Origin of the sequence: Pseudoalteromonas sp. US3C1004, from assembly GCF_048401065.1 — a bacterium.
Classification (GTDB): domain Bacteria; phylum Pseudomonadota; class Gammaproteobacteria; order Enterobacterales; family Alteromonadaceae; genus Pseudoalteromonas; species Pseudoalteromonas undina.
The window spans coordinates 3,094,074-3,109,128 of sequence record NZ_CP183073.1; the positions used below are offsets into that span (position 1 = coordinate 3,094,074).

General features: G+C 39.6%; 11 protein-coding genes. 4 read left to right on the plus strand and 7 right to left on the minus strand.

Translation table 11 applies throughout. The features are described 5' to 3' along the window. Nucleotides 1–8: 8 nt before the first annotated feature. On the minus strand, nt 9–1,187 hold the full coding sequence (locus tag ACNSN3_RS14490; protein ID WP_010392234.1) for an efflux RND transporter periplasmic adaptor subunit: 1,179 nt from the start codon (nt 1,185–1,187) through the stop codon (nt 9–11). A gap of 291 nt (nt 1,188–1,478) precedes the next feature. On the opposite strand from ACNSN3_RS14490, the gene ACNSN3_RS14495 reads away from it, so the two are divergent. Continuing rightward, nucleotides 1,479–3,989, plus strand: a complete 2,511-nt coding sequence (locus ACNSN3_RS14495; protein ID WP_418607868.1) for a zinc-dependent metalloprotease — start codon at nt 1,479–1,481, stop codon at nt 3,987–3,989. Between the two features lie 52 nt (nt 3,990–4,041). On the opposite strand, the gene ACNSN3_RS14500 is transcribed toward ACNSN3_RS14495, so the two are convergent. Together ACNSN3_RS14500 and ACNSN3_RS14505 are read right to left on the minus strand one after the other, a co-directional pair. Beyond that, complete coding sequence (locus ACNSN3_RS14500; RefSeq protein WP_054202706.1) at nt 4,042–4,830, minus strand: PhzF family phenazine biosynthesis protein; 789 nt, start codon at nt 4,828–4,830, stop codon at nt 4,042–4,044. Nucleotides 4,831–4,895: 65 nt separating this feature from the next. Further along, nucleotides 4,896–5,510: a PQ-loop repeat-containing protein gene (locus ACNSN3_RS14505; RefSeq protein ID WP_290167292.1), complete on the minus strand. Its 615-nt coding sequence runs from the start codon at nt 5,508–5,510 to the stop codon at nt 4,896–4,898. 270 nt (nt 5,511–5,780) lie between these two features. Here ACNSN3_RS14505 and ACNSN3_RS14510 point away from each other — a divergent pair, with 270 nt between their 5' ends. Further along, nucleotides 5,781–6,914: a PepSY-associated TM helix domain-containing protein gene (locus ACNSN3_RS14510; protein ID WP_418607870.1), complete on the plus strand. Its 1,134-nt coding sequence runs from the start codon at nt 5,781–5,783 to the stop codon at nt 6,912–6,914. Between the two features lie 48 nt (nt 6,915–6,962). Further along, nucleotides 6,963–8,126: a tetratricopeptide repeat protein gene (locus ACNSN3_RS14515; RefSeq protein WP_418607871.1), complete on the plus strand. Its 1,164-nt coding sequence runs from the start codon at nt 6,963–6,965 to the stop codon at nt 8,124–8,126. A gap of 17 nt (nt 8,127–8,143) precedes the next feature. Here ACNSN3_RS14515 and ACNSN3_RS14520 read toward each other — a convergent pair whose 3' ends face one another. The 4 genes from ACNSN3_RS14520 to ACNSN3_RS14535 all read right to left on the minus strand — a co-directional run bounded on the left by ACNSN3_RS14520 (nt 8,144) and on the right by ACNSN3_RS14535 (nt 14,058). Next, on the minus strand, nt 8,144–10,960 hold the full coding sequence (locus ACNSN3_RS14520; RefSeq protein WP_418607873.1) for a TolB family protein: 2,817 nt from the start codon (nt 10,958–10,960) through the stop codon (nt 8,144–8,146). Between the two features lie 152 nt (nt 10,961–11,112). Further along, nucleotides 11,113–12,642 carry a PH domain-containing protein gene (locus ACNSN3_RS14525; RefSeq protein ID WP_418609078.1) on the minus strand — a complete coding sequence of 510 codons (1,530 nt, stop codon included), beginning with the start codon at nt 12,640–12,642 and terminating at the stop codon, nt 11,113–11,115. A gap of 10 nt (nt 12,643–12,652) precedes the next feature. Further along, nucleotides 12,653–13,198 carry a PH domain-containing protein gene (locus ACNSN3_RS14530; protein WP_418607875.1) on the minus strand — a complete coding sequence of 182 codons (546 nt, stop codon included), beginning with the start codon at nt 13,196–13,198 and terminating at the stop codon, nt 12,653–12,655. Nucleotides 13,199–13,203: 5 nt separating this feature from the next. Further along, nucleotides 13,204–14,058, minus strand: coding sequence for a D-hexose-6-phosphate mutarotase (locus ACNSN3_RS14535; RefSeq protein ID WP_055012351.1), 855 nt, complete (start codon nt 14,056–14,058; stop codon nt 13,204–13,206). 405 nt (nt 14,059–14,463) lie between these two features. On the opposite strand from ACNSN3_RS14535, the gene ACNSN3_RS14540 reads away from it, so the two are divergent. Then, nucleotides 14,464–14,946, plus strand: coding sequence for a MarR family winged helix-turn-helix transcriptional regulator (locus ACNSN3_RS14540; protein WP_008112832.1), 483 nt, complete (start codon nt 14,464–14,466; stop codon nt 14,944–14,946). Nucleotides 14,947–15,055 lie beyond the last annotated feature (109 nt).

A 15,055-nucleotide genomic window follows, 5' to 3' on the forward strand; every position in this document is an offset into this window, starting at 1 on the left:
ACCCTACCTTAAAGTTTTTCAGTGGATGCGTTTTCTGCTGCATCTGTACTTTTAGTCTCTGTTAAACCGGCTATTTTTACTGCCATTCCTTTTTGTGGATATTCCGGCAAGGTAGTAACAAGCTTGTCGTTGGCTTCTAAGCCATCACTGATATAGAAGTATTCACCTTCTTCACGAATTACTTTCACCTTACGCGGCTCTAACTGTTGCTCATCATTGACTACCCACACGGTTTGGTTATTTACTAACTCTTGCGGTAAACGATAAATGTTATTGAGCATAGTGCCAGCAAAGTTTACTTGTACATAAGTGCCAAATTTAATTGCAGGCTGCTGATTAGTAAGCCCATAAGGATCTTCAATTCTTACTACTAAACTGCTCATGCGAGTCGCGTTATCAACAATCCCTAAATCGCGATCTATTACTGCTTGGCGAGTAAACCCATTTAATCCTGTTTTAATAACCGTTGCAGTTACCCCTTTAACACGCTCAGGTAAAAACACACTGTCAAAGCCAGCGATCGGAATAATCACTTCAGCGGTTTCAATATTATTCAGCTCGGCAACTTGAGCGCCCATAGTGACAAACTGGCCAACACCTACGTTACGACTCACGACTAATGCATCGTATGGTGCGCTCACTTCACAATTATCTAAATCGCGTTGTGCCCTTTTCAATGCAGCTTGCGCCGATTTAACCGATGCCTGCGCACTCAACACTTGTGGTTTACGTAAAAATAAATCTGTACGCGCTTTATTTGGGAAACGTTTTGCTTCGTCTTCTGCTACTTTAGCTTGCGCTTGCTCTTCAATTAACATCGCTTGCGCGCGGGCAAGTTCAGCCTCGGCTTGCAGTACTGCTGCTTCGTAGTTATCTTTTTCAATTGTAAATAAGATTTCGCCGCGACCCACGACCCCACCGGCCACAAAGCTTGGATGCCAGCTAACTACCTCACCGGATACTTGCGCTGAAAGCTGGGTATTTTCTAGCGGCTGCACTTCACCATAACTATTAATGATAACTTGATGATTATTAGCGGAAACAGCTTCAACCTGCACCGTTGGACGAGTGTCTATGACTTCTTTTTTATCTGACTCTTTTGCAATCGCATTAATTGCAGCAAAACCAACCACACCTAATGTTAATGCTACGAACGGAAAAATCCACCTAAGTACATTACCTTGCATCTGTTTATTACTCCCAAATTACTATTAACACCATGATACCAAAGCTTAATGAAACATTAACGTGACATTTGTAAGCAACTGTTACAAAAAAGTATAGGTTAGGTCTTATGCAGTGAAGTATAAATCAATAAAAAGCCTCACTGAGTCGCTTCATAAATGTATTGTTACAAATTTTTACCATTATAAATCATAAAGCTAATCACTTTGGGGTAGTATTTAGGAACGATACTGTATGAAACGGCATGACAAACCGTACAGTAAAATTACATTAACAACGACAAAAGACAAATTATGAAATTAACCACACTTACCTTGGCGCTTAGTATAGCGCTTGGCAGTAGCTATACTGTTGCTGCTGAAAAAAAAGAAGAAAAAAAGCCACAAACATTAAGTGAAATGATTAAAGACCAAACCGAATTTGCTGGCATTTTTAATCTTTACCAAGATGAAAAAACCGGTGACCACCTAATGGTAATTAACGAGTCACAGCTCGATACCCCTTTTGTTTATTTTGCACACACCATTGATGGTGCGACTGATGCGGGTCATTTTCGTGGCGCGTACCGTGAAACAAAGTTAATTGAATTTAGAAAGTACTTTGATCGTATCGATATTGTTAGTAAAACCCCGCGTTACTTATTTAACGAAAATAGCGCGCTAGCTAAAGCCAGCGAGGCAAACATTAGCGAAGCGGTACTTGCAAGTATAAAAATAGAAAAGCAAGAAGAAGGTAAAATAGCCTTTAATGTTAACAAGCTATTTTTAAGTGAAGCACTGCATAAAGTATCACCAACACCTAATCCGAACGATAAAAATGCTAAAAAGCGTTTTAAAGTAGGTAAATTAGATGATAAAAAATCACGTATCATCAAACAGCGTCCTTACCCTAACAATCTAGATGTGGTGGTTGACTATGTATTTACTAATAGTAGCCCAACCGTTCGAGGCTCAGGTGCGATAAGCGATCCACGAAGCGTGTCAGTAAAAGTTCAGCACTCATTTGTAGCTTTACCTGATAATAGCTACCAACCTCGTTTTGATGATGCGCGCATTGGTTATTTCACTAATCAGTTTGATAAAATGACATCAACTGACTGGGCACCATACCAAGATGTAATAAAGCGCTGGGACCTACAAAAGAAAGATCCAAACGCAGCACTTTCAGAGCCAGTAAAGCCGATTACCTGGTGGATAGAAAATACTACGCCTGTTGAGTGGCGAGATACAGTTCGTGACGCCGTACTTGCTTGGAATAGCTCATTTGAAAAGGCAGGCTTTAAAAATGCAATAGAAGTAAAAGTACAACCTGATGATGCCGATTGGGATGCCGGCGATATTAATTATAATGTACTGCGTTGGACTTCATCGCCTAAGCCACCTTTTGGTGGATATGGACCAGCATTAGCTAACCCGCTAACCGGTGAAATTTTAGGCTCAGACATTATGCTTGAGTTTGTATTTATGAAAAACCGCTGGATATACGATACGCTTTATACTCAAGGCACTATGAGCCATACACAACCAGGAAGCAACACTGAGCTTAATTGTTCTTTAGGTCATGAGTTACAACAAAACCTAATACTTGCAAAAGGCTTAGCAAATGGTGCTGATATTGAAGATACTGAAATGTTACGCCAAGGCTTAACTCAGTTGGTTTTACATGAAGTAGGGCATACTTTAGGTCTTAATCACAACATGAAATCTTCTATTTTGTGGGATGAGAAAGAAGTTCACGACAAAAGTAAAACTCAAGGTATAGTGACCGGCTCAGTAATGGACTATGCGCCAGCAAATATAGCGCCAACGGGTGTAACTCAAGGCGATATCTTCCAAACTAAACCCGGTCCATACGATGATTGGGCAATAAACTACGGCTACAGCGCAGCCCTTAAAGATGAAGCAGCAGAACAAGCTCGTCTTGATAAAATACTCGCTCGCTCAAGCGAACATGCACTGGCCTTTGGTAACGATGCCGACGATATGCGTGCACCAGGTCGCCATATAGACCCTCGCGTGATGATTGGCGATTTATCGTCTAACCCTGCAGCTTATGGTGCAGATAGAATGGCACTGATCAATACACTATTTTCTGAACTTAAAGACAAAGCTACAGTAAAAGGCGAGTCTTACCAACAGCTTGTTACTTCTGCTAACAGCCTATTTGGCCAATACCGTGCGCAGGCAGGTGTGGTATCTCGTCAAATTGGAGGGGTTTATGTAGAGCGTGCCGTAGTGGGCGATGAAAATGCAGCAAAGCCTTTTACACCGGTGCCACTTGAGCGTCAAACTCAAGCAATGGCTATTTTAGCTGAGTATGTGTTTGCTCCAAATGTACTGCAAAGTATGCAGCCTTTGTATAACTTTATGCAGCAACAGCGTCGTGGGTTTAATCATTACGGTAAAAACGAAGACCCTAAACCGCATAAAATGATTTTAGGCATGCAAAAAGGTGTATTAGCGCAACTACTTCATCCTGCTGTGTTACTGCGTATTTCAGATACCGCTTTATATGGTAATGAATACAGCCTTACGCAATTTATGGGGGATTTAACTGCAAGTATTTTTGTTGATAGTAAAAATGCTAATTCGATCAGTCATAATTTACAGATTGAATACGTAAATCAGCTTATTGCAATTGCAGGCTTAAAAAAAGCAAGTAAATACGATAACTTAGCAAAAACAGCTGCGCTATATCAGCTAACTCAAATAGCCGATCAAGATGTTGCATGGGGTGCAGACACCGCAACCAAAGCACATAAAAAGTATATCGATCGCTTAATTAGCAAAGCGCTAGAAGCATAAATAACACTGAGTAAACCAAGGCCACGTTTTACGTGGCCTTTTTTACATTAACTCAAAGGTAAATAGTACCTTTTAGGTACCTTACGGCATGACCCGTTAAAGTTACTGTTGTATCACCCACTTCACAGTAAAGCTTCCCGCCTCGTTGTGAGGCCTGATAAGCAATTAAAGAATTTTTGCCAAATTGTTCTGCCCAATAAGGGGCAAGCCCGGTATGAATTGAGCCGGTCACAAAGTCTTCATCACCACCACTGGCAGGCCAAAAATAACGAGAAATAAAGTCATACTCAACACTCGGTGCTGTTGCAACCACATCTAATGGGGCTAATTTTTTTAGTTGTTCATTGGTTGTTTTCAGATCTACAACCTGCTGCTCATTATCATAAATAGCAAAATAAGCTTGGCGGTTTTGCAGCACTTTAACAGGTTGTATAGACAGGCCAGCTAATAAAGCATCAGGGATGAGCTGAACCTCTTCAGGGGCTTGTTTAGGAAAGGTCATGGCAAAGCTGCCATCGTTATTTTTATTAACAATCAGTTCGCCCACCGCCTCTGCGCTAAAGCGCACCTGCGATATACTATGTTGCTCACAAAGCACATAGGCCGCTGCTAAAGTAGCATGGCCGCAAAAATCAATCTCCATTAATGGCGAAAACCAACGTATCGCAAAGCTTCCATCTGCCGACTGACAAGTAAAAGCGGTTTCAGACACGTTGTTTTCCGAAGCTATATTCAGCATAAGATCATCACTAAGCCAAGACTCTAGTGGGATCACGGCAGCATAATTACCTTTAAACAGTTCACTGCTGAACGCATCGATTTGATGGATAGTTAATTTCATAGTGGGCACTTTTTATTTATTGGTCACTCAAAGTGCCACAAATGAAATTAACGGTCACTATAATTTTATGCCAACACAGGACGTACGCGATAATACTGCATACACGCAAATTGCAGCGCATTAGTTAGCAATATCATAACAAACATTAATATATGCGAAGTACTTTGCACTGGCATGGCTAGCTCTGCAAACAAACCACAGATACCTGCTATAAATTGCAAACTAAAATAGCGCGCACTAAGGTTACTAATATTCCCTGTTCGCAGTGTTTTATAGGTTTGTGGCATAACCCGTACTGAACTCATAATTAAACCCACATAGGTTAAGCCATTTAGCACAGTGGCGGTATCTAGGTTAGGGTTTAACAGCAACAAAAAAGGTAATAACGAAAAGCTAAGCATGCCAAGTAACTGCAGCTTCTGACGTTTAGCGGCATTATAACGTGCAAAAAAGTATAAAATTAAACCACTTAATAAACCTGTCGCAAAAAACGGCAAGGCAATATAAAAACGAGCAAAATAAAGATTGTAGCTAATAAAGTACACACTTTGCGCTAAACCAAATGTCATCATTAGCAGTGATACACCCGATACACTGCGGTTTTTAATAATTTTATTAAGTAACGGTAAAAAACTAAAAACCAAAATAAACACTGATAAAATAGGCAAATAATACGCCAAAGTAAACCTCGCTCGTTACATTGTTGTTAATAAAAAGGAAGAAATAAAACATTTTTAAACATTTGTTTTTAAAGGCTTTATTTTTGTGCGCGCATTGTAGAGCTGGCTAGGTTTTATACAAGCTTCACACCTACTTTAGTTTCCTCCTGTGGCAACTTGAGTATACAAAAACCGTTGCTATAACTTCACAGTCTCACTATTTTATAATTGCAACACAAATGATAACTGTTATCATGCGCATATCTAAAAATTAACATGCAAGCTTAAGTAATGAGAAAAACACTGTTTAAAGTTCATAGTTGGTTGGCGCTAATTGCCATTATTCCGTTAATTGTTATTAGCATTACCGGCAGTGTTTTAGTGTTTAAAAGTGAAATTGATGGCTTACTGATGCCTGACAAACACTTTGTGGTACAGCAGCAAGCTGCTCGCTTACCTATGGACTCATTAATAGATAAAGCCGAAGCAGCCTTTCCTGAGTATGTAGTAGGAGGCTGGGAGCTTTTTAATAACACCACCGCCGACCGGCTTTATTTGGTTAAGCGTGACACTGACGATTGGTATAAGTTGCATTTAGACCAATACACCGGAGAGGTTTTATCAGAACCCGTAAGCACAACTCATTATTTTACCGACTGGTTTTTAGAACTCCATTACACCTTTTTACTTAACGACTTAAAAAGCTTACCTGGGCAAACAGGTACCGTATTAGGGTTCTTTTTTGCTTTATTTTTATTAACTCTGGGCATTACAGGCTTAATTATTTACCGTAAATTTTGGCAGCGACTATTTAGCGTACGCTGGCGCGCAACTTTACAAATAGTACTTAGCGACATTCATAAAATGACTGGAGTATTAGGCTCACCTATCCTTATCGTTTTAGCGATTACCGGTGGTTATTTTAATGGTGCAGTGTGGTATCACGAAGTAATAGAACACGCAGAAGAAGAGCACTACACTATTACAAATAAATTATATAGTGACGACATCTCTTTTGAGCGGATTCTTAATGATAGCAAGCTGCAAATACCCACTTTTAATACAACTTTTTTAGTTTTTCCACGAGAGCCCGATGAAAATATTACTCTTTATGGCGAAGTAAATACCAGTAATCCACTTACCAGTGAATACGCCAATACCATAACTTACAATAAGCAAACAGGTGAACACATGGCTAACTGGGATATTCGAGAGGCTGGTGCTGGTTGGCAAGTAATAGACAGTTTTAGAAAACTACACTTTGGTTATTTTGCTGGGCTTATCAGTAAAATACTATGGTGTATTGTTGGCCTTAGCCCTGTATGGCTCGCTGGTACAGGCTTTTATTTATGGCTTACCCGCCGCAAACGTAAAAAGCATTCACAAAGAAATCGTGTAATGCAGCGAAAAAGCGCTAACGCTTGATAAAGTAATCACTCCCTTGTAAAGTGAAATCAACAAGGGAGTGATTTAATGAATATTTTTAAATTAATAATAAGCGTAACTTTTTTACTTGTTATGGGGTGCAGCAGCAAAATCAATACGCAAACTCAGCGCTTACAATTAAGTTCGTTAATTAATCACACATTATTTGTACAACAAACTACACCTTCTGAAGACGCAATATTTGAACTACCCGAGGCCGAAAAAGCACGCTTTCTAGCCTTCGTAAAAAAACAACAAACATCTAATATTCGAACTGACCGTATTATTTATAATTACCTTGAAAATCAGCTCTCTAATTTTAAGTATCATGGTGATACTCTTACATCATCTCAATCTATCAATCTTGCACAAGGTAATTGCATTAGCCTAGCTGTTCTTACCCAAAGCTATGCACAAACTTTAGGGCTTAAAACTAGCTTCCAAGAAATGACGAGCGAGCCAGTTTACGCACAGGAAGATAACTTGGTTTATGTAGCCAATCATTTTAGAACTAAAGTTTATGCCCCGGATAACGAGCTACCTGAAAAAGAAGAAAATATAATCACTTTTTTTCGTCCTGGCACCTTAATAGACTACTTTCCAACTCGAGGCAGTGTGTATTCCGATAGTGCTAATTATAATGATTTAATCTCTAAATTTTATAGTAACTTAGCTGCTGACGCGCTTTTAGATCAGCAGTTTGATCAAGCGTATTCTCTTATTCTACAAGCAAATAAATACACCCCTTATGATCCTGAGCTATTTAATATGGCTGGAATTTTACATCGACGAGCTGGTGACTTAAAAAGTGCACAACTTATTTACCAAACAGCTTTAGATAATAAGCTGATAAATATAAATTTACTTAGTAACTATCAAGTTTTAGCCAAACAAATTGGTGAACAGCACCTTGTTGAACAATTAGAAAGCCAGCTTGCTGAAGTAGAAAAAGATCCTTATGAACTTTTAGTTATTGCAAAAAATGACCTAGAAACAGGACGAATTAATACCGCTACGGAGCATATTGAACAAGCCATAACAAAAGCGCCTTATATTGCAGAGCTTTATTTAGAGCTTGCTAAAATTCGCTATCAACAAGGAAAAAATCAACAAACACAAAAATTACTTGAAAAAGCGATAGAGCTCGAAAAAGACAAGCAAAAGTTAGATGTATATCAAGCTAAGTTACTGTCCTTAAAGGCAATTAAGTAACTTAGCTAAATAGGCTTTTACAATGAATAGTAAAAGCTTAACCACGCGCGCATTTCATCTTCAAAGCTGTCGCCTTCAACACGCGACAGTCCAGCATTAAAGGTTAAATCGTTTACGCCCGCAGGCCCCATTCCGAAGCTAAAATCACCTTGATATTTTAAGCCATAACTTTGTGCATAAACGCTGTTGTCTAATTGATGTTGCTTGTAATAAAGCCAAGGCATGCCTTCTTTAAAGCTGATGCCACCACCATAACCTTGGTAACGCTCTGCAGTTGCACTGTAATATGGCAGTTCAGCAGCAAGCACAAACTCGCTACTTTGTTGCTGATTAATCAGGTTAGAGCTAAACCCACCTAAAGCTAAATCACTATCGTCTCGCTGTTTTTGTTCAAAGCTCACAAACATGGGAATATTAAATGCTTTGCCAAATACTTTTATTGCCAAGTCATAACCTTGCCAATGACGACTGTGATTCCACCCATCATAAATACTGGCATAAATACTCTGCCCTATGGCAAATGCTTGGCGGTCGTGTTGCCATTGCTGACTAATACTCAACCGTGTCCAATTTTTATGACCATTTTTATAATCTGTATAGTTATAAGCAAGTTCTGGGGTTAACTGTAATTGACCAAATTTCAATGGGTGGCTTATTGCAGCAAAGCCACCTCGGGCGTCAATATCGACGTTTAAGCTAGGTTGATATTGATGTGATGTATCCAAATTATAATCAAATAGCGCAAGCTTAAACTTTGTATTCAGCGCATTGTATTTTGCTTGTACAAACCCTCCATGTAATGCACCGTCATGCAAATCAATGTTATAACCCGCTTGTAAATCAAGTTGCTTTAATAGGTCGCTACTTTTTATACCTACGCTTAGCAAACTGGTTGACGCTGAATAATACTGTGATCCCAAGGCAAACGTCGCTTGCTGATCAAGTACTGCGTAATCGCTTTGCTCTGCTATCTCATCGGTATATATTTTTGCCGGTGGCAGAGTGTGCTTATTTACCATCAACAATGGAGCTTCACTGGTTACAGCGAGATCCGTCACGGCTGCGCGATTTTTTGCTATTGTTAGCGTTTTTACATCAGGGCCATCGGCATTAGTGGAAAAATAAAGTAGTGAGCCATCTTCTGTTTCAATCGGATATGCGAGCGCTTCTTGCCCGTTAGTTAAGCGGGTGAGGGTGTTATTTTTTATATGGTAATTATAAATATCAGTCTTATTATTTAAGCCAGCAACAAAATAGATAGACTCCCCATTTTGACTAAAACTCGGCTGGCTTAAATATTGATACCCATTAGGCATTGGGACTGACTGCCTAGTATCACCGGCCAACTCTTGTATATACAACTGCCAATTTTCGTTTAATGACGCTGATAAATAAGCTAATTTTATTTCATCGGGGCTTAGGGTCGGGTAATCATACGTCGTTTTTAAGCTCTTGGTAAAAAGTGGCGTGATTGTTTGTGTATTAAGGTCGACTTTTACTAATTCAGAATACCCAGCTCTTATTTGCTCACCGTAAAGTGTTTCACCATCGCGGGTAACACTAAAACGACGAATACCAGCCAGTTCAGTGAGTTGTTCGACGTTGCCAGTATCTATGTTATAGCTAAAAATGTCAGACACTTTGTTATAAGTTCCCGACTCCTCAATACTGTAGGCATTAAAATAAAGAGTGTTATTGCCTACCCACTGCGGATTGGCAATACCTGCTCGATTTATTTGATTTAATATTTGTTTTTGTTCGCGCTTAAATACACTTGGCGCAGTATCAGGAATATCCTTAGCATCATCTTCAAGTAATTGCTTTTGTGCTTTAGTAAATTGCTGTTGCGCTTTAGTGTTGTCTTCAGTGCTATAAATTATGAGCTTGGTATTACTTTTTTTATCACGCTCCACTATGGCAATTTTGCTGCCATCACCAGAAAGAGCGGGGTTGCTAGCGTATAAATCAAGCTTTAACCAAAGCTTGCTATTAAGTGGTGACTCGGTTTGCTCTTGTTGCATTGCTTTGTAAGTGAACTCAGCAATAAATCGACGATATAGCTTGGCAGCGCTTTGCCCGAATACACCAGAAAATGCGTCGTCAAAATCTCGAGACTTAACCGCCCGCATACGAACCCATACATTATCGACCAGCTGCTCTGAGTAATTTTGCTCTAGCCAGTATAAAAAACGACTTCCCATTAAATACGCCATGGAGCCCGCCATAAAGCCTTCATCACTATTTAGTTGCCCATAGGTCGGAAGCGCTCCTTGCTGAGCAAACTCCCTGAGTATTGCCTCAGAATAGTTATCAAAGAGTCGCCCTCGACCCGTCATTTTAGACTCAATTAAGGTGGCGTATCCTTCAGCTACCCAGCGCGGTGTATCGCCATAGGTTAAATCGTAAAGATCCCATACCCCTCTAATTTTTTGTTGCCACTCACTGCGGGTTGGCTGCGCTAAATGCACTAAGTGAATGTACTCATGCAATACTAGTAATTGCTGCCAGCCCGATGAGTTTGAGATTACCGTATCCGATTGTGGTGGCGTAGTAAAAAGCGCCATAACAGGATTATTAGAGGTTGGTAAGGCAAAGCCATTAGCTGCATTTAAAGGATCAAATACCACCACATCGACGATTTTATCAAGGGCATGGTTTTGTTGCTCAAGCACTTTTGTACGAACAATCTCCAGCTCTACCGCGGTCGATTTAGCAAAATCAGTATGCTCACTACTAAAGTGCACATTGAAATGCTCGGTATGAATGGTTTGCCAATTAGCAGCAAAGCTTGGTGCAGCCAGTAATAAGGCTGATGCAATGAGTGACTTTTTCACAATAATCCCTTAAATAGTGCTTTTAATAATGCTTAGAGTATTATTAAAAGGGAAAAACGGGCAGTAAAAAAGTGTAATAAAGCATGTGCAAATGTATATTTACACCTGCTTTATTATTTAACCTGAACTTTGGTTATTTTCAACAAGGGAAGTTACATCCAACTACGAGGGTCTGACTCAGCTTGCATAAGTGTAAAATCTATAATGAAGTCAGCATCTTGCTGTTTTAAATATGGGACATACGCACCGCCTGCAGCAAGTTGTATATACAGGCTTCTTAAGCCAGAGCGACGCATAAAAAAGGTACTCACACTGCGAGCGCTTTGTGCTTTGTACAGCTCAAATACCCGGTAATGTACGCCAATCATACCTTTGCGTACCACCAAATAAAAACGCCCATCTTGTTGATGAAGATAATACCCATAACGTTTATAAGACAAAAATACTAACGTAGCTAATACCAAAAATAACGCTAACGGAATTAATACATTAAGTTGCATAAAGCTAATTAAAAACCCAGAAGCAACGCTCGGTAGCAAGGCATAAAACACCATATTTTTATATAACAATGCCCTTTCTACCGCCTTGAATGCCAGCTTTTTACTGTCAAACCATGGGTAAATCCACTGACACACATTATCAACTTGCTCCTGCGTGAGCACAGGTAACACTAAGGTTTGTTTATTCTTTTTCGCCATACTTGCAGCGCCACCACTGCTGGCTTGCAAACACTCAACAGTAAAACGTTTCAATAGCCTAGCAATTAGGTTTTGCTTAATAACTATAGATTGCACTTTATCTAAACTAATTGATAGTTGATGGCGTTCTAACAGCCCTGCAATACGTTTAAATTTTTTATTTTTAAAATAAAGCTGATAATTATAGAACCGAATGAGCGACATAGTCACCGATAAAAACACCGCTATAAATACCAATACAAAAATCAAAGTAATTACTGCAAATACCGCTGCATTAGCCATCATACCCAGCTCTTGCTGATAAAAACCCTCTATTTTTGTTATAAACTGCTGCTCTAAAAAATCGATGGCCACATTCATAAAAGGGGCAATAGCGGCAAGCGCTAAAATGGCCATGTTCGACATTAAACCAAACTTAGCTATTTCTTTATTTGAAATGAATAAACTATTTTCGTCCTGCTCTTCAATATGAGACTGCGCTGTGTCAGCTACTTCTGCTGATGGTTGCTGCTGTGCTTTGTAGTCAAATACTTGTTTGCGCATTTGCTGGGCATAACCGCTGGTTACTCCCGGCAATACCGCTTCTTGGGCAACACTGCCGGCAGCATCAAAAATGCAATTAACTAAACCTACTGGAGTAAAATAAAAGGGCTCAGCTATGTTTACATTTTGCACTCGAGAAAACTTTAAGGTGAGTCGCTCTTTTTTAAATACGCCTTTATTTAGTAAAATTTCATGCTCGTCAGTAATACAAAAACGAAAACTACGGTAATACAAAAAACAATAAGCAAGCAATGAAGTCAAAGCAATCGCGAGCGCAACTTGCCCCCAAAATAGTTTATTTTCTACCTGGGTAACAAATACCACTAACACAGGCAGTAAATTAAATAAGCCGTCTTTGACAAAGCGAACACTAAAATGCATCACAAAATAAGCCAATGCCCAGGGCGACACTTTTTGCCAATTAAGTGAAGGTGGCGTCATTTGCGTAGCATCAACACTCACTGGCAGCAACCTCACTCGTGGTTTCATCGTGGCGATAGCTTTGTACAAACTGACGGATATTTTTGCACTTTTCGTGGGTCAGACCGCTAATTTGTAAATCAGCACTCATCCCCCCTGCGCTGTAAAGCCTTAAACTGGCTAAACCCAGTTTTCGCTCTATTGGCCCACGATGTATTTCAATATGCTGCACTCGTGCTAACGGTAAAATAGTTACCTGCTGCCAAATAATACCCTTTTTAAATGCTATATCGTGGGTACGCAATGCACTGCCTTGTAATTTAATACTGAACACGCTGGATAGCATACAAAGTAAAATTAATAGCGGAACAGCAACCAATAAGTAACCTTGCGCCATGGCAGCAAAATCTGTATTAAAATAACAAACAACCGCTAGCACTAAGCAAAAAGGAATGAAAAATAACAACCAATTCAATTGTGCATGCAATAACGCTTTATCGGCAAGCGGCTCAAACACTATGCTTTTATGTTGCGGTAGATCGGTTATTTGTTGATTAGTAAACACACTTTGCTCCATTGGACTTAGCCAAGCCACTTTATTGTTGTCACTAAGGTATGACTTTGTTTAGGCTCAAGCGTAACCGCATCTTCAAGCACATTCGCAGCTTCTAGGCATAACATGCTTTTATAATCATCATCGGCAAAATTTGATAGCCGCTTTGATTTTTCAATCCATGGATTCCATAGTACGCACGACTGCGAGTTTTCTCTGCTAACACTGATCATCCCCTGAGGAGTATCAATTGTTTGAACTGCTGCGGCTTGGGTATAAACCATATCGGTTTCACGGGAAAAGTCGACCACGTCATTTTGCTGATGAGGCCCTTGACCAAATTCTATATATTGCGCCCCTTGCAGCCCTGCCACTCGGGTATTATTAATATCTTCTGTTGGAAAGTAAGTATGCAGTGCTTGTGTATAACTAAATGGTACGTTGCCTAAATTACAGGTGGTTAAACGCACCTCTAATTGCTCTGATAAGATAAACTCAACCCGTAATGACGACTGATGCGGCCAAAAAGTAGAATCTACCTGCTTCATTGGTAATTTAAGGCTCACAGTAACCTCGCTGTCGGTTTCATGTACTTCATCGGCTTGCCATACATGCGTACGGGCAAAGCCATGCGCGGGGAAGTCCGAATTTTCATGTTGCCCAAACCAAGGCCAGCAAATAGGAATGCCACCACGAATACTTTTCCCCTCGCTAAAGGTTTCATCCCCAGACACCCACAATAATGGCAATTTACCTTTGGGTGTAAACTCAGTTATTTGCCCACCTTGTAAAAATATTTTCGCCTCACATTGGCGACTATTAATACTAATAAATTCTAAACCGCTATGTGTACGCTCAATACATACTGAGGGTGATAATTGCATTTTATTTCCTTTAACACTGAGACTAATTTCTAATACTTAACCTGAGTACAGGTTACTTGTACACAAACAATAATGCATGCTTAAAGCATAAGCTACATAGAATAGTTATTTAAATTGAGTTAGTTACTATACTTTTATGCCACATCAATGGCTAAATTACGACTAAAGTTTTACATCTGTGGCTTGCGTATCGCTTTTAACCTACGTAAGGTGCGCAACCTTAGCAAACAGAATGTTATGAACATTTAATAAATTAAAGATAATAAATACTATTTTAATTACTGCTCAAATTAATAAAAACCAATAATAGCGGTGTTAAATGGTATATATCATTTGAATTCAATTTATTTGATGTGTAACATTTCATGATTACGGCAAATGATTCGCCTTCCATGAGACAAACAAATGCAAAAATATGACGAGTTACTAGTTTCTTTACGCAAGGTGATCCGTGCGATTGACTTACATTCAAAGCAACTTAATAAAACAGCGGGTTTAACAGGGCCACAACTGCTTATCATGCAGGAAGTGTCTCAAACTGATGGTATTACCGCCAGCCGTATTGCGCAAAACGTCAACTTAAGCCCAGCAACGGTTACTAATATTCTTGACCGAATCGAGAGTAAAAACTTAGTAACACGTGTTCGCAGTCAAATGGATAAGCGCCGAGTCAGCTTATACCTTACCGAACAAGGTAAAGAACTACTCGAAAAAGCACCACAGCCATTACAAGAGCATTTTATCGAAAAATTTTCAGCACTTGCTGAATGGGAACAGAGTTTACTCCTTTCATCAATGCAGCGTATTGCCGCAATGATGGATGCAGATAAGCTAGACGCCTCCCCACTTTTAGAAGTAGGCGCACTGTTTCAAACCCCTAAAGAATAAAACGCAGTATAAAAACAATAAACTAAATTAGCCTGCCATTTTCCCCTTTTTCCACACTAAGAGGTGCATTTTTGCGCCTTTATTTTTTAATCACAATCAAAACGGCTAT